Source organism: Mucilaginibacter sp. P2_D11 (genome assembly GCF_056404435.1).
In genome coordinates this window covers 264,541-287,406 of record NZ_JBFUEA010000005.1, presented here as the reverse complement: position 1 = coordinate 287,406, position 22,866 = coordinate 264,541, and the positions used below count along the sequence as shown (strand labels likewise).

17 protein-coding genes and 1 other RNA gene are annotated in these 22,866 nt (G+C 46.3%); 1 reads left to right on the top strand and 17 read right to left on the bottom strand.

Going from position 1 to position 22,866, the window contains the following annotated elements; translation table 11 throughout:
* Positions 1 to 149 precede the first annotated feature (149 nt).
* The 9 genes from AC1DXC_RS09860 to ffs all read right to left on the bottom strand — a co-directional run bounded on the left by AC1DXC_RS09860 (position 150) and on the right by ffs (position 8,137).
* Positions 150 to 761, bottom strand: coding sequence for an FMN-binding negative transcriptional regulator (locus AC1DXC_RS09860; protein ID WP_477458980.1), 612 nt, complete (start codon positions 759 to 761; stop codon positions 150 to 152).
* Between the two features lie 60 nt (positions 762 to 821).
* Positions 822 to 1,769, bottom strand: coding sequence for a Rossmann-fold NAD(P)-binding domain-containing protein (locus AC1DXC_RS09855; RefSeq protein WP_477458979.1), 948 nt, complete (start codon positions 1,767 to 1,769; stop codon positions 822 to 824).
* A gap of 76 nt (positions 1,770 to 1,845) precedes the next feature.
* Complete coding sequence (locus AC1DXC_RS09850; protein WP_477458978.1) at positions 1,846 to 2,976, bottom strand: aspartate aminotransferase family protein; 1,131 nt, start codon at positions 2,974 to 2,976, stop codon at positions 1,846 to 1,848.
* A gap of 72 nt (positions 2,977 to 3,048) precedes the next feature.
* Complete coding sequence (gene argC / locus AC1DXC_RS09845) at positions 3,049 to 4,044, bottom strand: N-acetyl-gamma-glutamyl-phosphate reductase (RefSeq protein WP_477458977.1); 996 nt, start codon at positions 4,042 to 4,044, stop codon at positions 3,049 to 3,051.
* On the bottom strand, positions 4,025 to 4,375 hold the full coding sequence (locus tag AC1DXC_RS09840; protein ID WP_477458976.1) for a cupin domain-containing protein: 351 nt from the start codon (positions 4,373 to 4,375) through the stop codon (positions 4,025 to 4,027). The genes argC and AC1DXC_RS09840 overlap by 20 nt, the downstream gene beginning before the upstream one ends.
* Positions 4,368 to 5,567 (bottom strand): argininosuccinate synthase, encoded by a 1,200-nt coding sequence (gene argG / locus AC1DXC_RS09835; RefSeq protein WP_477458975.1) that lies wholly within the window; start codon positions 5,565 to 5,567, stop codon positions 4,368 to 4,370. The genes AC1DXC_RS09840 and argG overlap by 8 nt, the downstream gene beginning before the upstream one ends.
* Before the next feature lie 89 nt (positions 5,568 to 5,656).
* The gene (locus tag AC1DXC_RS09830; protein ID WP_477458974.1) at positions 5,657 to 6,310 is read right to left on the bottom strand and encodes a GNAT family N-acetyltransferase; all 654 of its coding nucleotides are present in this window, start codon (positions 6,308 to 6,310) and stop codon (positions 5,657 to 5,659) included.
* Between the two features lie 433 nt (positions 6,311 to 6,743).
* On the bottom strand, positions 6,744 to 7,700 hold the full coding sequence (locus AC1DXC_RS09825; protein ID WP_477459081.1) for a YpdA family putative bacillithiol disulfide reductase: 957 nt from the start codon (positions 7,698 to 7,700) through the stop codon (positions 6,744 to 6,746).
* A gap of 338 nt (positions 7,701 to 8,038) precedes the next feature.
* Positions 8,039 to 8,137, bottom strand: an RNA gene (ffs, locus tag AC1DXC_RS09820) — signal recognition particle sRNA small type.
* Positions 8,138 to 8,378: 241 nt separating this feature from the next.
* On the opposite strand from ffs, the gene AC1DXC_RS09815 reads away from it, so the two are divergent.
* On the top strand, positions 8,379 to 10,343 hold the full coding sequence (locus tag AC1DXC_RS09815; protein WP_477458973.1) for a glycoside hydrolase family 30 protein: 1,965 nt from the start codon (positions 8,379 to 8,381) through the stop codon (positions 10,341 to 10,343).
* Positions 10,344 to 10,896: 553 nt separating this feature from the next.
* Here AC1DXC_RS09815 and AC1DXC_RS09810 read toward each other — a convergent pair.
* From AC1DXC_RS09810 to AC1DXC_RS09775, 8 genes are all read right to left on the bottom strand, one after another.
* Entirely contained in the window at positions 10,897 to 12,549 is a 1,653-nt protein-coding gene (locus AC1DXC_RS09810) for a HEAT repeat domain-containing protein (RefSeq protein ID WP_477458972.1), read from the bottom strand.
* A gap of 57 nt (positions 12,550 to 12,606) precedes the next feature.
* Entirely contained in the window at positions 12,607 to 13,674 is a 1,068-nt protein-coding gene (locus AC1DXC_RS09805; protein ID WP_477458971.1) for a serine hydrolase domain-containing protein, read from the bottom strand.
* A gap of 52 nt (positions 13,675 to 13,726) precedes the next feature.
* Positions 13,727 to 14,137 carry a hypothetical protein gene (locus tag AC1DXC_RS09800; protein ID WP_477458970.1) on the bottom strand — a complete coding sequence of 137 codons (411 nt, stop codon included), beginning with the start codon at positions 14,135 to 14,137 and terminating at the stop codon, positions 13,727 to 13,729.
* Positions 14,138 to 14,154: 17 nt separating this feature from the next.
* Positions 14,155 to 14,898: a hypothetical protein gene (locus AC1DXC_RS09795; protein ID WP_477458969.1), complete on the bottom strand. Its 744-nt coding sequence runs from the start codon at positions 14,896 to 14,898 to the stop codon at positions 14,155 to 14,157.
* A gap of 40 nt (positions 14,899 to 14,938) precedes the next feature.
* The gene (locus tag AC1DXC_RS09790; RefSeq protein WP_477458968.1) at positions 14,939 to 15,163 is read right to left on the bottom strand and encodes a hypothetical protein; all 225 of its coding nucleotides are present in this window, start codon (positions 15,161 to 15,163) and stop codon (positions 14,939 to 14,941) included.
* A gap of 140 nt (positions 15,164 to 15,303) precedes the next feature.
* Complete coding sequence (locus AC1DXC_RS09785) at positions 15,304 to 16,083, bottom strand: LytR/AlgR family response regulator transcription factor (RefSeq protein WP_477458967.1); 780 nt, start codon at positions 16,081 to 16,083, stop codon at positions 15,304 to 15,306.
* A complete protein-coding gene (locus AC1DXC_RS09780; protein ID WP_477458966.1) occupies positions 16,076 to 17,092 on the bottom strand; it encodes a sensor histidine kinase in 1,017 nt (338 codons plus the stop codon). The genes AC1DXC_RS09785 and AC1DXC_RS09780 overlap by 8 nt, the downstream gene beginning before the upstream one ends.
* A 1,382-nt stretch (positions 17,093 to 18,474) precedes the next feature.
* Entirely contained in the window at positions 18,475 to 22,791 is a 4,317-nt protein-coding gene (locus AC1DXC_RS09775) for a hybrid sensor histidine kinase/response regulator (protein WP_477459080.1), read from the bottom strand.
* Positions 22,792 to 22,866: the final 75 nt, after the last annotated feature.

The following is a 22,866-nucleotide window of genomic DNA, read 5'->3' as shown; positions in this document are numbered from 1 at the left end:
TTGTCATTGCGAGCGATAGCGCGGCAATCGCGAATTAGGAGAGCCGCTCTGTAGGTCCGACCTGCTTGCTGGAGATTGCCACGCCGCCCCTTCGCTCTTGTCTAGCCGCTGCGGCTCGCAATGACAATGGGGTAAGAAAATTAAGAGGCTTACCCCTTCAAATCCCTCATATACGCCGCAATCTCCACTTCATTCTGATCTGCCGAACCGGTAAACGATTTAACAATATTACTCCGTTCCACCTCGCTGCGGTTCTGGCTGAGTTTCTTTTTCCCTTGCAGGTCATCCACCACAATTTCAAAAGCGGTGATACCGTTCATCATCTTAATCTTATAATCATCAGGGAGTTGTGCCCATTGCTTCAAGTAATTTGCCTCATAGAAACCAATCATTTTTTCCAATAGCTTGGCTACTTCGGTTTTATCATCTATCAGCGTTGCTTTGCCATAGGCATGTACAGCAAGGTAATTCCAGGTAGGTACGTTTGTTTCCTTTTCGTAGTTCGACGGGGAGATATAGGCATGTGGCTCGGTGAAGATCACCAGGGATGTTTCTTTAAAAACAGCTGCCGATTGTGGGTTTGCTTTAGCGAAATGGGAGATAAGCACAAGTTGATCATCGCGTTGCTCCACTATGAAAGGCAGGTGAGTAGCCTGGGGTACACCCTCGATATTCGTAACAATGGTAGCAAAGCTATACTTCTCCATGAAGCTGATAGCTTCCCGATTATCTGTTAATTGGAAATGCTTTGGCGTGTACATAGCGGGATAGAATCAAGACATTAAGAATCAAGAAGCAAGACAGGAGGAAGGCAGCTTGTACTACAACGCCTCCAGCATTTGCTTCAATACCGCCTGTGCGGCCCAAACGCGGTTTCCGGCTTCGTGTATCACTACCGACCTTTCGCTATCCAATATCTCAGACGAAAGTTCCAGATCGCGCCTTACGGGCAGGCAATGCATTACTTTGGCATTTGGTGCATCCTTCAGCTTATCCAGGGTAAGCATCCAGTCCTCGTTGCCGGGTAGTATCTTTCCATAAGGCTCGTAGGCCGACCAGTTTTTTACGTAGATAAAATCTGCATCCTTCAACGCTTCATCCTGGTTGTGGGTGATGGTAGCGCCATTGGTAAATTCTTCGGAAAGCTCATATCCGGCCGGCTGAGCGATGGTGAAATCAACATCGCCCTTGCACATCCATTCTGCAAAAGAGTTCGGCACAGCTTGTGGTAAGGGCTTTATATGCGGCGCCCAGGTTAATACTACCTTGGGGCGTGCATTGGTTTTCAGTTCTTCAATGGTCACCAAATCGGCAAGGCTTTGCAAGGGGTGGCGGGTTGCCGATTCCAGACTTATGATAGGCACTTTACAAAACTCTACAAACTTGTTGAATATCAACTCGCTATAATCCTCCTCGCGGTTCTTTAAACCGGGAAAAGAGCGTACACCAATGATGTCCGAATATTCGCCCATTACAGCGGCGGCTTCGCGGATATGCTCAACCGTGGTGCCGTTCATCACAACGCCGTCCTGCAGTTCAAGCGCCCAGCCTTCCTTATCGATATTGAGCACGATCACGTTCATGCCCAAATTTTGCCCGGCTTTCTGGGTGCTAATACGGGTACGCAGGCTTGGGTTTAAAAAAACGAGGCAAAGCGTCTTGTTTTCGCCCAGATGCTTGTGGGCAAAAGGGTTTTGTTTCAACTGTAATGCTTCGGCAACCAGTGCCTGTACATCAGTAACATCATTAACAGAAGTAAATAGTTTCATTTTTGCCTCGTTTTAGCCTCACCCTAAATCCCTCTCCAGAGGAGAGGGACTTGAAGAAGGTATTTTATTATTGTGATTAAGAATTCTTCAGTGTCGTATCAAATGCTTCCAGGAACCTATCGGCATAAGCTTTTGTTAAGTTAAGTGCAGGTAAAAGCCTCACTACGTTTGGTTTAGCTTCTCCCGTGAATATCTGATGCTTGAACAGCAGGTCCTTTTTAACGTTGGAAAGCTCGGCAGGCAGGTCGATGCCGATCATTAGCCCACGGCCACGCACCTCTTTTACCTTGTCGAATTTCTGTAGCTCTTCTATCAGGTATCCGCCTACTTCTGCAGCGTTTTGCATCAGGTTGTCCTGCTCAATGGTTTCTAATACCGCTAAAGCTGCTGCACAAGCTAAATGGTTACCGCCAAAAGTAGTACCCAGTTCGCCGTACCATGGTTTTATTTTTGGCGAGATAATGATACCACCCACCGGGAAGCCGTTACCCATGCCTTTTGCCATAGAATAGATATCAGCGTTGATACCCGCGAAATCGTGTGAGAAGAATTTGCCTGTCCGTCCGTACCCGCACTGGACACTGTCTGCAATAAAAACAGCGTTATGCTCATCGCAAAGCGTACGGATCTTTTGCAGAAAAGGCAGCGGTGCAACCTGTATGCCGCCTACGCCCTGTATGCCCTCTATGATTACCGATGAAATCTCGTTGGCAGCAAACGCCTGCTCCAATGCAGCTTCATCAGCCCAGGGCAGGAAGATGACGTTGTCGGTTTCGTTTACCGGGGCAACAATCTTTGGATTATCGGTTACTGCAACCGCTAAAGAGGTACGCCCGTGGAATGCACCCGTAAAGGCGATAACTTTCTTTTTGCCATTATAGAATGAGGCAAGCTTTAGAGCGTTCTCGTTTGCTTCGGCACCCGAATTGCAAAGGAAAAGCTGGTAATCTTCCTTGCCGGAAACCTGCCCAAGCTTTTCGGCAAGTTGTTTCTGTAAAGGAATTTCGATAGAGTTGGAATAAAAGCCAATCTGGTGCAGCTGGTCTTCCAAACGCTTTACATAATGCGGATGGGTATGCCCGATAGAGATAACAGCATGGCCGCCATACAGGTCCAGGTACTCGGTGCCTTTGTCGTCATAAACGAGGCTGCCGGTGCCTTTAACGATATTGATTGGGTTGATAGGATATACGTCGAATAAATTCATTTTTTTAAAGATAATTAAAGAAAAACACAGAAAAACCTCCGAAAATTAACGGTACTTAAAACGGCGACGGGCTTAAAAACCAATCGCCTTAAGTCGTAATCCTGCGCGCTCATCCAGGCCAAACATCAGGTTCATATTCTGAACTGCTTGCCCGGAGGCACCTTTAAGTAAATTATCCATAATACTGATAATGAATATTTTATTATCATGTTTCTTCACCTGAACAAAGCATTTGTTGGTATTGATGATCTGCTTCAGGTCGATATCCTTGCTGGTTACATGGGTGAAAGCATGCCCGGCGTAATACTCTTTGTACAGTTGCAATGCCTCGGCTTCAGACAGGTCGCTTTCGGTATAAATAGAAGCGATGATACCCCGGGTAAAGTCGCCACGGTAAGGAACGAAGTTCACGGCCTCAGAAAAGCCCGGTTGCAATTGCCTCAGCGATTGCCCGATTTCGTTTAAATGTTGATGGCTAAAAGCCTTATATACAGACAGGTTATCATTACGCCAGGTGAAGTGCGTGGTAGGCGATAAACTTTGCCCCGCACCGGTTGAACCCGTAGTAGCCGTAATATGCACCTCATGCGTAAGCAAACCTTTTGATGCCAGTGGCAATAAACCCAACTGCAAACAGGTAGCAAAACAACCCGGGTTGGCTATGTTATCTGCCGATTTAATAGCCTCACGGTTTAACTCCGGCAGCCCGTAGACAAAGTTCTTGCTTTTTAATTTTGAGTTTTGACTTAACCTAAAATCCTGGCTCAGGTCAATAACCTTAACGCTATCCGGTATCTCGTTAGCCTCTAAAAACTTCTTTGCATCGCCGTGGCCTACGCAAAGAAACAGTATATCAATAGCGTTGGAAAGCTCTGAAGCAAACTGCAGGTCGGTGTCGCCAAACAGGTCGGTATGTACTTCATACACATGCTTGCCGGCGCTGCTGGTACTGTGTACAAACACAATGTCCACATTGGGATGGTTGATCAGGATCCGCAGCATTTCGCCGCCGGTATATCCCGCACCGCCGACAATGCCTGCGCGTATTTTAGAGGTTGATTCTGTCATTTTTTGTGGATGGTGTGGAGTACAAAATAAATTCCAGGTCGCTGCTTTCTTTATTGGCTATGAAGTGCTTTTGGCCTGGCTTGATTTCGATGCCTTGTTCTGGTTTTAAAACGCATAGTTCCCCGTCGATAGAGAATGTTGCCCGTCCTTTCAATATAAAAAAGAACTGCGACGCTACTTCGTGGAAATGCAAAGCTTCGGCAGTGTCCGGGGGCATTAGTTCCTGTTTAATGGATAGTGCATCGGTATCTACATAATTCCAGCCGTAACAATCATCGCCCCAGCGGTAGTGGCTTATGCATTCGCTCCGCGAAAAAACGGGATTACTCATTGGTGCCGTTTACTTTATGGTATATCATTACCTGATTACCGAAGATTTTGGAGAAACCTTTTACGTCTTCGCCGCTCCAGGCGTTGTTCATCTCGCCGTAGCTGCCAAATTTGTTCGACATCAAATCATGATCCGACTCAATACCTACCACCTGGAAACGATAAGGGTTCAGCTGTACAAATACTTTGCCGCTTACGTTCTTCTGCGTATCAGTCAGGAAAGCCTCAATGTTGCGCATAATTGGGTCGTGGAACTGCCCTTCGTGCAGCCAGTTACCGTAGAACATGGAAAGCTGGTCTTTCCAGGAGAGCTGCCATTTGGTTAGCACATGTTTCTCCAGCGTGTGGTGCGCTTTGATGATCACCATCGGTGCGGCGGCTTCAAAACCAACCCGCCCTTTAATACCGATAATGGTATCGCCAACGTGGATGTCCCGGCCAACACCGTAAGGCTGGGCAATAGCCTGCAAGGCCTGGACTGCTTTAGTAGGATGGTCGTATTTTTGATCGTCGATAGCAACCAGTTCTCCGTTTTCAAAAATAAGGGTGATGTCGCGGGTGCCGGTTTCAGTAACCTGAGTAGGCCAGGCTTCTTCTGGCAAGCCTAAATTGGATGTTAAAGTTTCTTTTCCGCCTACAGATGTCCCCCAGATACCTTTGTTGATGGAGTACTTCGCTTTCTCAAAGTTCATCTCCACACCGTGTTTCTTCAGGTATTCAATTTCGGCTTCGCGGCTTAGTTTCAGATCACGGATCGGAGTGATGATCTGTACATCAGGTACCAGGATATTGAAGATCATATCGAAACGCACCTGGTCGTTACCGGCACCGGTGCTGCCGTGGGCAACGTATTCGGCACCGATTTCTTTGGCGTAGTTGGCAATGGCAGTGGCCTGGCTCACCCGTTCGGCACTAACCGAAAGGGGGTAGGTGTTATTCTTCAAAACGTTGCCGTAGATGAGGAAACGAACGCAGGTATTGTAAAAATTCTCAGTTTCATCAACCACATGGTGGCTGGTTACGCCCATCTGGTAAGCGCGTTCTTCAACGCCTTTTAACTCTTCATCGCTGAAACCGCCGGTGTTTACAATTACCGAGTGTACCTCGTAACCGAGGTCGCGCGTTAAATAAATGCAGCAAAATGAGGTATCTAAACCGCCGCTGTATGCTAAAACTACTTTTTTCTTTGCCATTTTTTTGTTGTAGAGGAGACGCAAAATATTGCGTCTCTACGTTTTGTATTTTATTGTTGGAGACGCAATATTTTACGTCTCAGGATATTTTAATTGAAAGCAACGATGTGTTCCAAACGTTTCTTTATTGCCGCTTCAATACGTTCCAGCAGTGTTGCCTTATGCGTAATTTTTTTCATCTTTTCCTCGTACTGTTTTTGCACTTCGGCCGGGTCGAACAGCATGGCGGTGCACATGCAGTTTTTGCGGCCTTTGGCTGTCAGTATGTCGAAGTTTACGCAACTGGTGCAGCCTTTCCAGAAATTCTCGTCCTGTGTAAGTTCCGAATAGGTTACCGGCTCATAACCCAATTCCGAGTTTATCTTCATTACGGCGAGGCCGGTAGTTAAGCCGAATATCTTGGAATCGGGATATTTCTGGCGCGAAAGCTGGAATATCTTATGTTTGATGGCTTTGGCTAAACCGGCTTTGCGATAAATAGGGTTTACGATAAGCCCCGAGTTGGCCACGAAATCGCCATGGCTCCAGGTTTCAATATAGCAGAAACCGGCCCAGGTACCGTCTTTATGCAAGGCTATTACCGCCTTGCCTTCCAGCATTTTATTGGCAACGTACTCGGGCGAGCGCTGGGCAATACCTGTGCCACGCGCTTTTGCCGATTCTGCCATCTCATCGCATATCAAAGGCGCAAAGTCGGCGTGCTGTGCCGAGGCTACCTGTATGTCAAAATCTTGTATGGTCATTATAATAGAAAGATTACCGTTAAATTATTGGCTTTTGAGCCGTAAATAATTAGAGGGGTTAGGGTTGAAGAAGTTTAAACGCTTCTTTGGGCTGGGTGAGGGGCTATAGCCCAATTCACACACGGGGGATGAAAACCCGTCGTCGGCTGGGGGAGAAGAATAAAACAAATGAAACCAAAACAGCAGCTACAGGCGCAAATATTGCCCTGTTAACCATTGTATTTAAGTTTTTTTGATTCATTTCGATAAAAGTTTTATTCCTTTTAAAATTTGTGCAAAGTATTGCATAATAATTTACTTATGCAAGAGAAAAGTGTTGGAAAGTTTATGTTGTTGCAAGGTTGGAACGTTGTAAGGTTGTAAAGTTACAATGAGGTAACCTTTTGGCAAGCCTATTGTCCTTAACCTTCCAACTTTTCAACCTTAAAACCTTTCAACCCTTCCCCACGATATCGGCAATAATCATCTCCGCGTGTATGCGCGAGTTTTCTATGAACCACAGGTGGGTATCAAGCCCGCCGCATACTACACCCGCCAGGTACATGCCGGGCAGGTTGGTTTCCATGGTATCGGCGTTGTATTGAGGAATGAATTTATCTTTGGTAAGGTTGATGCCCAGTTTGGCAAGGAAGTCGAAATTGGGTTTATAGCCCGTCATGGCCATCACGAAATCATTAGGTATGGTAATGAGGCCGCCGGGCGTTTGTATATCCACCTCGGTTTCGCGGACGGCCGCCAGGCTGGAATTGAAATGTGCCGTAATGCTGCCTTCTTTGATACGGTTGATGATATCGGGCCGTACCCAGTATTTTACCCGGCTGCTTACTTCATCGCCACGGATGATGAGGGTAACATGCGCACCTTTACGATAGGTTTCTAAAGCTACATCTATAGCCGAATTGCTGCTGCCCACTACCACCACGTTTTGCATGGCGTAGTAATGCGGGTCTTTGTAGTAGTGTTTTACTTTAGGCAAATCCTCGCCGGGGATATCCAGGTTAACGGCAATATCGTAAAACCCGGTACTTAGGATAACCTTTTTTGCCCGGTAAGTGCGCTTGTTGCTGGTAATGGTATAGCCATCATCGCCGGCTTCAATACCGGTAATTTCTTCGAACAGGTTTATCGGCAACTTATTATCCAGCGCCACGCGGCGGTAATACTCCAGGGCCTCGTTGCGGTTGGGTTGCTTATTTACGCTGATAAAGGGCACACCGCCAATCTCCAGCCGCTCGCTGGTAGAGAAGAACGTCATGGTAGCGGGGTAGTTGTATAACGAGTTTACCAGGCAGCCTTTCTCCACGATGGTAAAGCTGAGGCCTGCCTTTTGTGCGGCCAATCCACAAGCGAGGCCGATAGGACCGGCACCGATGATGAGTATATCGAGCATAGCGCGAAGATAGGGGTTAAGCTGCTGCGCGACGAAAGGAATATCGAATAATGAATTTGCAATGAAGAATATCGAAGTGAAAGGCTGGAAGTAGATGCTTATTGTAGATAACGGTAAGCCGCACCAGGGATTGGAAGGGGAAGCCACGGTTCGAGGGATATTGCGCGGGAAAAGTGGCCGAAGCATAGCGTAGCCCGGTAAAGCCCGGCCCGCAGGGGGTGCCATTAATTAGAGAATAGAGACTGGTTGATTAGAGGATAGTTATTAAGTACGATATCGGTTTCTGAATATCGTATAACTAATATATTTCAGGCTGCTAAAAAAGTTGATTGCACAAAAAAGGGTAAGCTACTTTTATCGCGCCGCTCAACTCTCTACCCTTGCTGTGTTCCCACCCTGGGGGAGTTCGAGAGGAGCTGGCCGTAAAAGACTTACCCCGGCGCAAAGATAGAAAAACCATGCGGTTAGCATTAATAAATTGTTAAAAAAGGCTTCATAGACGCTTTAGGGGTTGATTGACAGTAAATTATTTATTGGTGCAGGCTGTATCGGTACCTAAATGTTTGCTTCGATGCTTCGAAATTACTGCCGGTTTCCTACAGGTTTATGTTAAAATTTCATTGTCTGCAATAGCCGTGATTGCCGTATTTTAGGCTTCTGTTAAAAACCATTCCGTTCATGAACCATCGTCCCGTTTGCCGCCTCGCCTGCCAGGCGCTTCCGCTCGTCATATTACTTTGCCTCTTTACTGCAAACCGTGCAGCGGCCCAGGCCGAAGTACAGCCTTGGGGCAACATCACCGGCATACGCAGCCACGGCCAGCTTTACGCTTTCGAAAGTCGTTTACTGGTAATAAGCGCCAACGGTAAAAAAATGTCTGCCACCGCTAAGGAAAAGCAGTCGCCCAAGTACAACCGTCGTGCCGAGAGCCAAATCGTATCCACCCGCATCGATAGCCTGTTCTTCGGGCAAACGGTTACTGAGAACGGCACGGGTAAAATAAAAGTGGCTTTACAGGTTATCGCCAAGAAAGATACCGCGCTTAAAGGTGTTTTCTTTTGCCTTACGCTGCCCGCCGCCGAGTATGGCCTGAGCAAGTTGGTGTTATCTGGTATAAAAGAAGATTCGGTTAGGAGCGACGCGGCTGCCCTGGCCAACAGTTTTTTGAATAAACGGGTCAAATCCGTAGCGTTTGTGGCGGCAACGCGTAAGCTTAAGCTAAGCTTTGATACGCCTGAGCTTATCCTTGTGCGTAAAGATTCGCTCGGAAACCTGCAGTTGTATCTGCCGCTGGCATTAGACGCAGTGCACCGCGGCGATATTATCGAAAAAACATTCAGCATAAAGGTACGCGGTGATGTTGATGATATACCCGTTGACCTTACGGTGAATACTGCGCAACCGGGGCGTGAGTTTGCCGGGCTTGGCGGCAACTTCCGTCTGCAGAATCCTAAAACCGACCCGCAGGTTATTGATTATAGCTTACAAAACCTGCGGGTAGCCTGGGGTAGGGTAGAGATGCCCTGGCGCTTTTGGCAACCGGATAAGGATACCGACCCGATTGCTGCGGCTAACGATGGCAAGTTAAACCCCTTCGTATTGAAATCTATGCAAATGGCGCAGCGCTTAGATAGCCTGGGCGTGCCGGTGATACTATCGGCATGGTCGGCCCCAAATTGGGCCATTGTTGGGCCGCCAAAATTCCGGCCCGGCCCCGATGGGGTATGGGGCAATCCGCTCGACCATAGCCGAGATGAGGCTATCTATAAGTCCATTACCGATTATATCTTGTACGTAAAGGCTAAATACGGCTTTGAGTATAAGCTATTCTCGTTCAACGAGTCGGATCTGGGCATTAACATCCGCCTCACCGGCGAAGAGCACCGCGATTTTATAAAAGGTCTTGGAGCGTATATGGCTTCCAAAGGCCTGCAAACCAAGCTGCTCCTGGGCGATAATTCCGACGCGAATACCTACAGCTTTATTTATCCCGCAATAGCCGACCCGGCCACCCGCCCGTATATCGGTGCCATATCTTTCCACTCCTGGCGGGGATGGGACAAGGAGACTTTGGATAAATGGGCCGACGCTGCCACCAAAACCAACCTGCCGCTCATAGTAGGCGAGGGCAGTATAGATGCTGCCGCATGGAACTACCCCGACATTTTCCAGGAGCAAACCTACGCGCTGGAAGAGATAAACCTGTACGTGCGCCTTTTGGCCATTTGCCAGCCCGTATCTATACTCCAATGGCAATTAACGGCCGATTACTCGCCGCTGATTGGCGGCGGCATCTTTGGCAACAACGAGCCGCTGCACCCCGGCCAGCGTTTCTGGAATTTGAAACAGCTCGCCAATACGCCCGCAGGCTTGCAGTCCATGCCCATCAGCGTAAGCCGGTCAGGTATATCCGCTGCAGCCCTGGGCGATAACGGTAGGGGAGTTTACGCCGTGCAACTGGTAAACAACGGCAGCACGCGCCAGGTAAGCCTTAAGGGCTTGCCTCCGAAGGTGACCAGGCTTCGCTATTTCCTCACCAACCGCAAAACCAACCTAAAAGAAGAGCGCACAGTAGAGCTGAAAGACGGCGCGTTCAAATTTAAGCTGCCTGCAGTAAGTTACGTGAGTTTGATAAGCGAGTAAGCTTCAGATGTGCAGATTATAGATGTGCAGATTTCAGATTCCATGAAAACCTTGCATGGAAAAACATGGGTTTTGGCGCATGGTGTTTGTCCGATTTTATTTTATAGAAATTGCTGGATGAAACCGGTGAAATTGGCCCGGCTCGGGACAGGCATACATGCCGGTTTTCGCCCCTGATGCCGGCTTAAACGCATCAAAATACCATTAAAAATCCGTGTTTTTCCGCGTTTTTCGGAGTTTTTCGCGCTTTTTATGGTTTTTTCTTTGCAGGCATCAAAAGGGCGAAATTTGCATGGAATGGCTGTTTTTAGCTAAAAATCATGTCTGGCGGCAGCAAAAAAATTTCCAGCTTTTTCCAATAAATCGCACCTTTTTAGCTATGAATTTCCAGGAAATTCCAGCTTGCCCCGGCGGCACCCCAAGAGGCTTAAATAACGATAGTGCCTTCAGACGCCGAATATAAGAAGCAATATTAGGGAACACAATATGTTGCGCCCATGGCACATTCGAGGTTGTTTAAGTAAACGACATTGATTTGCAGATTATAGATATGTTACCATTCTTTTAACAGGCCGAGAGCCAGTTCGCGGGCACCGTTGTCGCTGCTGTTTTTAAAGCGTTCTATTTCGGCTTTGGCTTTATCGCCTTTTAATATACCGAGGGCTTGCAGATATACCCGGGCGTTAAAGTCGCTGCTTTCGCTTTCGATACGGCATGCCGCTATAATCAAATCAACCGAGGCATCGTCGTGCAAATTGGCTAATCCCATTGCTGCATAGCGTTTGGTAAAGCTATCTTCCAGCGTATCTGTCAGTGCGTTTTTTAATACCGACTTATAACGCGCTTTTGGAAAGGCACTATAATATTCGATAGCGCTGCGCTTCCAATCTTTGTCTGATGTTGTACGGTAGATATCATCGTAAATATCGTGCAGGGTATCTATCTTGTTGCCTATGGCTAACTGGGTTAGCGCCAGTTCACGTTTGGAAGGCATCTTTAACAGGGCAGGTATTTTTGCGAGCACAAGTGGCGATGTATTGCCGGTTAAAGCCCTTGCCGCCCAATAGCGTACGCCTGATTCCGTATCGTTTAAAAAGCGGACGAGGATAGCCGTAGAAGCTTCGTCTTTTCGGTAGTCGAGTGCCCTCAACAACTCGCCGCGTACTTTTTTATCGGTGATTTTTGTTAGCGCCAGCTGTACATCTTTTAGTAAACTATCGCTTACAATTAAGGTGTTGCCTGGTACCGAAAAGTAATAATTATGCGGAATACGCCTGGAGTACATTAAGCGTACCCAGTATTTAACGCGAGCGGTGTTTTCGGATTTCAGGAAACAATTCAGTAAGTCTTCCGGCACTTCGCCGCGCTTGGGTATAAGGTTCAGCAGGTATTGTTGGTCGGCGGGTGTGGGGCTGTTGGCGAGTGCTTGTAATGTTATATTGCGGGTCTTCTCGCTATTCAGTAGTGGCTTAAATGCCGGCATCAGTTTGCCTATTTTAAGTTTCTGTATCGAGTAGATTGCATAGCCCTTTACGTTTATATCCCAGTCTAAAGCCGCTTGCTTAAGTAATCCTTCGGTTTTAGCATTGGGCCTGGTCTCAGAGAGTATCTGCGCTGCCAGTATCCTTGCAATTGGCGTTTTGCTTTTGATGCGGGCATAGGCCGTTTGTTGCAACGAATCGGGGTTAAGTTTTATAAACAAGGGGAGCATATGCGCATCGCCAAAATTTTCGTTTTCCACCAAATAATCAAAGAGTGCTGTTGTGTGGCTGGTGTTGAGGTACATCAGTGCCATGGCCGCCCACATCAAATTCCCTTTCCGGGTTTCGGATTTTAGTTTAGGCAGCAGGAGAGGCTCCATTGCAGTATCGCCGGAGCTGGCTATCACCAGGTACGCCAGTATCCGCTGGTTGGCGTTAGCAGAATTGAGAAGCGTTTTAATATTGACCGTGTAAAGCTCGATTGCTTTAAAAGCTGAAAGAGGATAAACCGATAACTCATCGCCACGGATGGAAGCCGTGAGCTGTGTAATGTCGCTATGCGGGGTAAGCAGTTCGTTATAAGTGCGGAACATTTCATTTAGTTTCTCTTCCGAAAAAGTTGTGTCTAAAGCCTTTTCAAAATCTAATTTAAAGTTCTCTAACGTTTGCGCGGATGCGGTAAGCGTACTTATAACGAACAGTAGAGCTACTATATGAATTTTCATGGTTTGGTTTTGGTTAACCAAACATACTGAAAAAAGCCCAACACGCATTGCTTTGTGCTACTTAAAGGCTTCCTGCAACAAGCTCACCAACTCTTTATACCTTTCGCCGCGGCCATCGTTCTTGATGTAATAACAAAGCAAAAAGGCTGTATAATGCCCCTTATTATCCACCACCGGGAAACTGCCAAAAAGGCCCGGACTACTTACTACATTTGGCCCCATTATCCATTCGCCGTAGCCATAACCCATGCTTCCGGCTTCGGCAGGCGAGTAACCTATCTTTACGTCGGTTGTTACACGGTTTATCTGCATCTCGGCAATGCTTGCTTCGCTCAGGATGCGTTTGCCTTTATAAAGGCCTTTGTTCAGTATCATTACCAAAAAGTTGGTGTAGTCATTGGCGCTGCTATTGGCACCACCTGCGGGCAAGGCAACCTTGCTGGTGCCGAAATCGCTGTTCTTCATTTCCAGGGGGCGTGCAATTCGCTCGGCAAAAAGCGTGTGGAAATCCTTCCCGCTTATTTTTTCGATGATGGCGCCGGCTATCTGCAAACCTGCATTGCTGTAATGGAACACCGTGCCGGGCTTGCCCTCCATTGGCAGGGCAGCAATATCGGCTATGGCGTCGTCCATCGTTTCAACGCTGCGCATCTCCTGCAGGCTTTCTTTTAACGAAGGCGTTTTAATACCAGTCATATGCGACAGGCACTGGCTCACGGTAATATTGCCCTTGCCATGCTGCGAAAGCACCGGCAGGTACTTACCCACGGTATCGGTAAGTTTTAGTTTGCCTTCATCTACAAAGGTCATCACCAAGGCCGCGCTGAGCCATTTGCTGCAGCTGGCTATCGGTATTTTGGTATCGGCGTTATAATCATCCAGGTTGGCGGTTTTGTTTTGCTTGCGGGCTATAAATTTGTTTGCCATTTTTTGCCTGCGTGATAAACCGTTTACCGCCTTATCATAAACCACTTTACCATCTTTATAAACCACCAGCACGCTGCGGCCGCCCATCGCGGGGGTGTTATCATTTAGCCAGGTCTCTACCTTATCAAAGTTTTGCTGTGCATTTGCCTTGCCTGCCAGCAGGAGCAAGGCAGCGACGAAAATGAAGTATTTTTTCATAGTTGTTTTTAGTTTGAACCTCTTGTTAATTGGGTCATCAAAAGGCCGTCGCTCAATCGCCCATAAGGGCTTTTTTTACGGCGGCCATTTTGGCTTTTACTATTTGCTGGTAGGCATCATACTGCCCGGCCGTTAAAATAGCTTTCAATTTGGTGTCTTTCTCTTGCATGATAGAACGGGCTTTCATCCCCTTGCTTAACCGGCTATCGTCTGAAGTAAAAAGCGGCTGCATTTTTTTGGCGTACACCAGGTTAAGCTTGCTCACCTGTTGGTATTGCACGTCGGTAAGCTTCAGATCCTTTTTCATCATATTGTTCTGCCAGTCGGCCCGTTGTTGCGGGGTAGATTTTTTGATGGCGGCTGCATTCATTTGCTGGGCCTTTACCGGGGCTGATGAAAGTATGGCCAAAAACAGCAGGATAAGGGTTACCCCGTATCCTGTCTTTGCTGTTGTGTTTTTCATAGGTGCAATTTAATATTTTACCAGCTAACCGCGTAAGTAGTGCCGCTGGCGAACACGATACTGGCTTTTTTGCCGCCCAGGAAAGTAATTGCAGCGCTGTAGCTGAAGGTTTCGCCGGTTGATGCTGTGCCGGTTACCTTAACCGTGCCGGTGCCCGATGTTATCTGCTGAGTTGCTTTGCTTACTTTTACGTCGGTAGTTACGATGTTTACCGTGCTGCTAAAGCTGCGGTTGTTGCGCACTTTTGATTGCTGCGTACCGTTGCGTGTATAGGTTTGGTTTACCACGTATTCGCTGCTGCTAAGCTCAAGCCCGGTAACGGTGAATGCGCCGGTAGAGTTATCGTCAGACGACATCCTGGGACCCGAGTAGGTGCTGCTGCCTGTAAAAGTAAAATCGAGTTTTGAGGGGATGTTGCCCACGCCGCAGGTAAGCAGGCGGTGCCAGCTAAGGTTGTAGCTATAGGCGCGCGCTGCGGTGCTGCCCGATCCGGTAATGGTGCTGTCTTTTGCTATGCCGCATTTGGCACTGCCACTGTTGGTCACTGTAATGGTGGTTGCGGCGGTGGTTTGTAGGGCAAGGCCGCCACTGGCGGGGTCTACTGCTTGTACCATTACTTCGGCTGCTTCCTCTTCTGTAACGGCGTTGCCGGTGGCGCTGTCTTTTTTGCAGGAGGATAAAGCCATGGCGAAGCCAAGCGCAGTTATAGTGAATAGTTTGGCAATACTGCCACCGTATAGGGTAATTTGGCTTGTTTTCATGATGCTTATGTTGTGTTTTTGGGGGTTTAATGATACGGTATTAATGAACAACGATAACTGCGCGCCTGCGGACCGGCCGCACGACAACAGGCCTTACTAAAGGCCTGGCTACTACGATTGGCCTTGCCACAATTACCGGCCTTGCCGCAACAGGGCGTGTAACCACTACAACGCGGTGGCGCGGATGGCTTACTACAACCCTGGTCTGCGCCTGGACTCCTATGGCCGAAATGGCTACCGCTAAGCTTAAAAGGATCTTTTTCATATTGGATGTTTTTTGTTTGTTGATGCTAATTTGAGCCGAATTACCCATCATCGTTTAATCAAAACAGGCGAAGCTGAAAAATTGAGGGGCGAAGCGGCTGCCATGCGCAAACGCGGAGGGGGGCGGCACCGTATGGATGCCTACTGATTCATCCAGGCCTTATACTCGGGCACGCGGGCTTTGCTGATGAGTATCTGTTCGCCCGGCTGGGGCAGCACCTTTAGCGAGAGGCGGCCGTTGAAATAAAAATCAACCTCGGTAACTGCCGTGCGGTTGATGATGAATTGCCGGTTAGCACGGAAGAATTGCTGCGGGTCCAGCTGTTGCTCCAATTGCTCCATCGTAAAATCCATAACATACTGGCGGTCGTCGGCAGTACGGCCGTAAACAATTTCATTGGCGGTGTAAAACCAGGCAATTTTTATGGTTTCTACAGGTATCAGCTTCTCGCGGAAATGCACCAGGAACGAGCGTTTATACGGGTTGCTTAGCTTATGCAACTGCTCCAGCAAGCGTTCCATTTCTACGGCGGTGTTTGCCCTGGCCGCAGGTTGCGATACCAGGCTCTTGTATTTGCCGAGCGCGGCGGTTAGCTCCTGCTCGTCGAAGGGTTTAAGGATATAATCGATACCGTTATTTTTGAAAGCCGTAAGGGCATGTTGGTTGTATGCGGTAACGAATATCACCGGCCGGGCGATGACCGTTTTTTTGAATATCTCGAAACTCATGCCATCGGCCAGGCTGATGTCCATAAAAATCAGGTCGTAATTGCTGTTGGCGTTAAACCAGCTTACGGCTTCCTTCACAGATGGGAGGCTTGCCATAACGTTTATGCCATCATCTATACTCTGCAGCATGTGTGCCAGGTTACGGGCCGTAACGGCTTCGTCCTCTACGATCACTATATTCAATTCAGCCATGGCGCAGCGGGAGCATTACGGTGAAGTTTCCGGTTGTTTTATCGATATCTATTTCCTGATGCATCAGTATCCTGAAACGCTCGCTAAGATTAGCCAGGCCAATGCCGCTGCTTTCGGCGGCTACCGGCTGCAGGTTGTTGCTTATGGCCAGTTTATCGCCGCTGATGGCGATTAATACTCTCAGCGGACCGGCCGGTGTTGCCGAGTTATGCTTTGCGGCATTTTCCAGCAAGGGTTGCAGCGAGAGGTGCGGCAGGCGGTATTGCAAGTATCGTTCGGGTATATCTATACTTAAGGAAAAAGCATCCTCCAGCCGCATCTTCAATAGCTCTGCAAAGGAGGCTACCATCTGCAGCTCATCCGTAAGGCTCACTAAATTTCCCCGGGGCATTTCCAGGCTGTAGCGGAATACTTTAGAAAGATGCTTGATGTATTGTTGCGCCAGCGCGGGGTTTTCGCGCACTATGCCGGATAAGCTGCTTAACGAATTGAACAAAAAATGCGGGTTCAGCTGTTCTTTCAGCAGCTCAAGTTCCGCAATGGTGTAGGCGTTCTTCAGGCGTTCGTTTTCTTGCAGGTGTTGTTTAGATGTGCGCAGCAAAAGGATGATTTTGATGAGCACGCCAGTAAGCAACGCAGCCAGCGCAAACCTTGCCATGTAGGCTGCCCAGTATATCTGCCTGAGGCTATCTATGTGGTAAACGCGCCGCTGTATGCCGCCAAAAAATGCCATGAACAGGAAAGCTATAAAAAAATTGATGCCTGCATAGGCAAGATATTTCTTCTGGCTACGCAGCGAAGTAAGCCAGTGCTGCTTTAGGTTGAGGTAAAACATAAGGTAACAGAAAGTAAACTGCACCAGCACCTGGTACACAAACTCGGCGGTGTTGAAGTGCCAGTATTGAGCCAGGATGCCGTTCTCGCGCAGGGCGAGCAGTTTGCCTGCGTTCAGCATCAGGGCCAATAGGGCCGAGCTGTAAAGGCATAGCTGTTTTTCGGTTTTATCCATGTGGTAAATTTAGCGGATTATACCAAACAAGCCCTTGAAATTAAAGGCGAGGCTGAAAAAAGCAGGGGCGAGATTAAAATATGTGCCAAAATCCACAGGAAATATTAGAAGCATTTAACCAAAAAAAAATGAGCTTTTCCATTTTTACGCGTTTTTCGGCGGGTTAATTCTTGCGAAGGAATGTGGATTTCGCCAATTGGATGTGGATAACGCCGTAAGCGCTGATTGTGAGCCAGGTGCGTAATCGATTAGTAATCAATATTTGGCGAATGTTAATAACTATCCATTTTGTGTTAATAACGTGTTAATAAGAAAAGTAAAAAAATATCAAAAAACACTTGACAGATATACCTAAAACTTCCGATATTGTAAATATCAAGAACGACGTACTTTGACAGCCTTACAGGATTACAGAAACTAAATCGGGCGAACCTTCGGGGGAGCTAAAGATTAGGGAAGTGCCTGGGTCACATGAAGAAGAAAGAAGCGAAAGCAACACTGCTTCGGAGGTGATTAAAAGGGGTATTACGGGTTTTGCTACACTTTACGGAGAACGGCAAACGAGGTAATGGTCCCGAAGCAATCAGCGTTAGCAAACAATGGTAAATCTTGGTTCTCTGAGGATAAAGATACATCAGCGTTGCACGGATAACGACAGCGTCGACTTCCCCTCGGGAGGATGGCGAGTTCAAAGGTCCGCAAGTATGCCCTAACCGGAATTCCGCAAGGAACGATGGATAGATCAGCGCTACGGGCGGCATTGAAGGAGAGGCCTCCGCAAGGAGACTGACAAAGTCTGCATCAGGTGTCAACATTTGAGTCATCAGCATTCGCAGGAATAATGATACATCAGCGTTAGCAATTAACAAAGAGGAGAGCGGGCCGGTTAAATCTACACAAAACTTGGTGCTCACGGGCGGCTATGGCCAAACGAGAGTTAGGAAACGGAAGTCGATTCGCAAGAGGAGGCTTCCGTTTTCCTGTTTTAAGGGATTTTCTCAAGATCTCGTAAAAAATTGGTTAAGAGGTTACCGAGAAAAATGGGCTCAGTCTGAAAAGTTGGGGGAAATGGGAAAAAATTGTTGCTTTGTGTTTTATTAACTACTATTTCACCCGACAGCTTTGCCGAACGCTCACGAAACCCTTGTCCGCCTGATCCTGCCTGAAGGTATTTTAGAATATTTCGAACTCACTGACGTATCCCATTCCGAAAACGGGCAGTGTAATATTTACCTGGAAGAGAAGAGCCTGCCGCCTTTACCAATTGGTCTGCAACTTTTTTTGCCATGTTAATTTTGATTATCTCCGTATAGCTTAACCAAATTACAGGGCAAGGGTTTTTATTTTATCCCCTATTGCAGATAAAATATTTCACAACCCAATTAGGCTTTTTGTTTATAAGTAGCCGAAACATTTTTTAACATATCGATGATCTCCTTCAGCTTCATGGGTTTGGCTATATAGTTATCCATGCCGGCCTGCTGGCATATTTCTTTATCCTCCGACATCGCATTAGCCGTCATGGCAATAATATAGGGTTGCGGCCTGCTGCTTTTTCTGATGTTGGCAGTTGTTTCCAGGCCATCCATCTCGGGCATTTGTATGTCCATTAGCACCACATCAAAATCATTTTTCTCCAGCTCATTCAAAGCTTCAACTCCGTTTTGAACCATCCCTGGCTCATAGCCCAGCTTATTTAAAATGCGCTGTATCAATTTTTGATTTACAGGATTATCTTCGGCAACCAGTATCTTAAGCGGGTTTTGCACTGCAAAATCAACCGAAAGTATTTGTTTGCTTTTATCTTCAAAAAGCGGGTTATTATTGTTCAAATTTAAAGCCGCTTGCAGGCTATTAAATAAGTACTGTTGCTTAACAGGCTTTGTTAAAATGGCCGCAAATAATCCCGGAAACTTCTTCCTGCTCTCATCGCCTATCGAACTGAGCATAATAACAGGTATTAGCGGGTTAATGCTTTTTACCGCTTTGGTTAAGCCCACACCGTCCATCTCAGGCATCTCCATATCGGTAATAACCAGATGTGTGCTGCTGTCTGTTAACAATTGATTAAGGGCATCTTTGGCCGAAGTAGTTGCTGTAGCCTTCATCCCCCAGTTTTCAAGCTGGCTTTTCAAAATTTTAAGGTTTGTTTTATTATCATCTACAATTAATACCTCTATTCCTTCAAAACCGATGGTGGTATAAATATCATCACGGGGAGCTTTGGCATTGCTTACACCGGCATTAATAGTAAAATTAAAAACCGAACCTTCTAAAGGCAGGCTTTGAACCCATATCTCTCCGCCCATAAACTCAACGAATTTTTTACTGATTACCAAACCAAGCCCGGTACCTCCATATTTCCGTGTGGTTGAAGAATCTACCTGGCTAAATGGCTTAAATAAATTTGACAACTTATTTTGCGGAACACCAATACCGGTATCTTTCACACTAAAACCTATTAGTATATTACCGTCATGAGCTTTGGATGCCGCAAATACTCTTATAAATATTTCGCCTTTCTCGGTAAATTTTATGGCATTACCTACCAGGTTTATCAATACCTGTTTAAGCCTAAGCTCGTCGCCCACAATGCATGCTGGTACGTCTGTATCAATTTCATAAATTAAATCAATATGTTTTTCGGCAATTTTGGTCGAGAACACATCCATCACATTTTCTATGCTTTTACGAAGCACAAAATCCTCGTGTTCAATTTCAATTTTTCCCGATTCTATTTTAGAAAAATCGAGAATATCGTTGATCACGCTCAGTAAGCTTTCGCCGCAATTGATAATCGTATCGGTATACTCGCGCTGCTCGCTGTCAAGGTTAGTTTCGGCCAGTAATGATCCCATTCCGATAACACCATTCATTGGTGTGCGTATCTCGTGGCTCATGGTGGCCAAAAAAGTACTTTTGGCCATGTTGGCTTTTTCGGCTTCCTCGCGGGCCAAATGTTCCTGGTGTTTTTGTTCGGTAAGCTGCTGGTTAAGCCCTTTCAGATCATCAGCCTGCTCAAGCAGTTTATCTGATTTTGTAGTTAATTCGGTATTCAATGAATGTAATTCTTCTGATTGTGCCTGCAGTTCCCCGGCCTGTGCCTGTAGCGCTAATGATTGCGTTTGCAGTTCTTCGGCTTTATTGGCAATATCGGCAGTGCGTTCTTTTACCTGCTTTTCAAGTTCTATCTTTTGCTTGTTGATACTGTTGATACGGTGCCGGTAATAGGAATAAATGCCTGCAATAAAGGTTAGCCCGGCTAAAATCCGGAACCAAAGCGTTTGCCAGTACGGAGGTGTAATTGTGATTTGAACCGACGCATACTTTGGGTTCCAAAAACCATCGTTATTTGATGCTTTTACCCTAAATGTATAAGTACGCGGATCAAGATTGGTGTAAGTAGCTCTTTTTGTGGCATCGGCAGTTGTCCAGCTCTTATCAAATCCTTCCAACTTGTACGCATAGCTGTTATTTTCGGGTATTACATAATTAAGGGCGTTAAATTCAAAAGTAAGCGACGTTTGCCTGTAGTTTAAATGTAGCTGCCTGGTTAAAGAAATATCGATTTTTAATATCGAATCCTTTTGGCCCGGAACGATGGTTTTATTAAAAATTTGGAGCCCGGTTATAAAAACGGGCGGAAGAAAGGTGTTGATTTTGATATTTTTAGGATAAAAAGTGGTGAGCCCTTTGGTGCCGCCAAAAAACATTTCGCCATCTTTTGCCCTTAAAAACGAATTGGATTCAAATTCAATCCCTTGCAGCCCGTCGTTAATATTAAATTTTTTGTAGGTATGCTTATCAGGATTGAACATCGACAGGCCATCGTTAGCCGATACCCATAGATTGCCAAACTCATCTTCGGTTATACCTTTAATCATATCGTCAAATTGCCCCGCCTTCTTACTATAGGGCGAAAACGATTTTTTTGCCGCATCAAAAAGATACAAGCCTGATTGCCCTATCCACAGGCGTCCTTTATGGTCGGTAAATATTACCCTGATATCGGGTTTCTTGGCAAATTCATTAAAATAGTGCGAGAAGCGCCTGGATTTTAAATTATAGCAGTTTAAACCGCCGTCGTCGCCGCCAAACCAAACGTTGCCCGCTTTATCTTCGTTAATTATAAATACGTTGTTACCCAAAAAACTGGTAACCCCATCCGGGTCTTTAGTAACGCGCCTGAATTGATGGGTTTTAGCATCGAGCAGGTTAAGGCCGCCCGCGAAAGTACCCACCCATATGTTCCCTTTGCTATCCTGAAAGGTTTTAAATACCATATCCGAACTGATTGTTGTTTTATCATTCGGATTGTTTTTAAAACGGATAAATTTTTTGCTTCCCGGACGGAGCAGGTTTAGCCCACCGGCCCATGTACTTATCCATAAATTCCTATCCCTGTCTTCGGTAATATCAAGCACCGCATCAGACCCAATACTGGCCGGGTTGGCCTCGTTGTACCTAAAGTGTTTAAAGGTTGCTTTTTTTCGGTTAAAAAGATTTAGACCGCCCCCATCGGTACCAATCCAGATATTGCCCTTACTGTCTTCGCAAAACGATTTAACATCACTGAAACTTAAACTATTGGCGTCTTTTTCCTGCCGGTAAACATTAAACCTGTTGGCCGCAGGTGTATAAAGGCAGATGCCTCCGCGGCCTGTGCCCACCCATAGGTTGCCCTGGTTATCCTCAAACAAGCCCGATGCCGAAAGTTGGGCCAAGCTGGTTGGATCATAAAATTTATGTTTATAATGATAAAAACTATCGTCTTCCGGATTATAAAGGTTAAGCCCCCCGTTTATAGTTCCTATCCAAACATGGCCCTCGTGGTCAATAAGCAAACCCTCAATCGTTATCTCGTCGCTCGATAGGCTACCTTCTGATCCCTGGATATGTTTATATTGTTTAAAAGAATTGTATTGCGGGTCAAAAACCAGTACCCCGGCGTTTTTGGTAGAAAGCCAAAGTTTGTTATCATGGGCTTGCTGTATACCTTCTATCTGGTTGGCTATGTTGCCAAATTTATTTTTAAACAGGCTGAATTTTTTTGTTTGGCGGTTATACAAATTTAAACCCGAGTCGGTAGCTATCCAAAGCCTATTCTGCCTGTCTTCAAAAATGTAATTAACAGCTCCCGCACTAATGCTGCTGCTATTTTTTTTGTGGTGTATAAAATGTGTGAATTGTTTTGTTTGACGGTTAAATACGTCAAGGTAACCATCTTGAAAAGCAACCCATAAGGTATGCTGGCTATCTTCAAAAATACAGGCTACCAGCCCCCCGCTAACGCTATTACTATTTTTACGATCGTGATTATAACGTGTAAATGAATTACTATATGGATTAAAACTATTTAGCCCGTTTAATGTGCCTATCCATAAAACTTTGTTACTGTCTTCATAAATATACCGGATCACGTTATCACTCAAACTATGTTTATCGCCTGGTATGGTGCGGTAAATTTTCATTTGCTGCCCGTCGTACTGGTTTAAACCATCCCGCGTACCAAACCACATAAAGCCCCGGCTATCCTGCCTGATTGCAAATACATAACTGTTTGACAGGCCCTGCTCTATGCTGATTTGCTTGAATTTTATTTCGGGCGCTTGTGTTTTACCAATTGAGGGGTATAAAAGGTACGCAAGCGCAGCAAACCCGCGAACCAAATATGTAAACCATCTGCTCGGTTTAATCATCACTCTATAAAGGTTTTTGTTGGGTTTAGCTATATATTGCTTTTTATACGATTGCTTTTAAGTAAAGTTGGCATT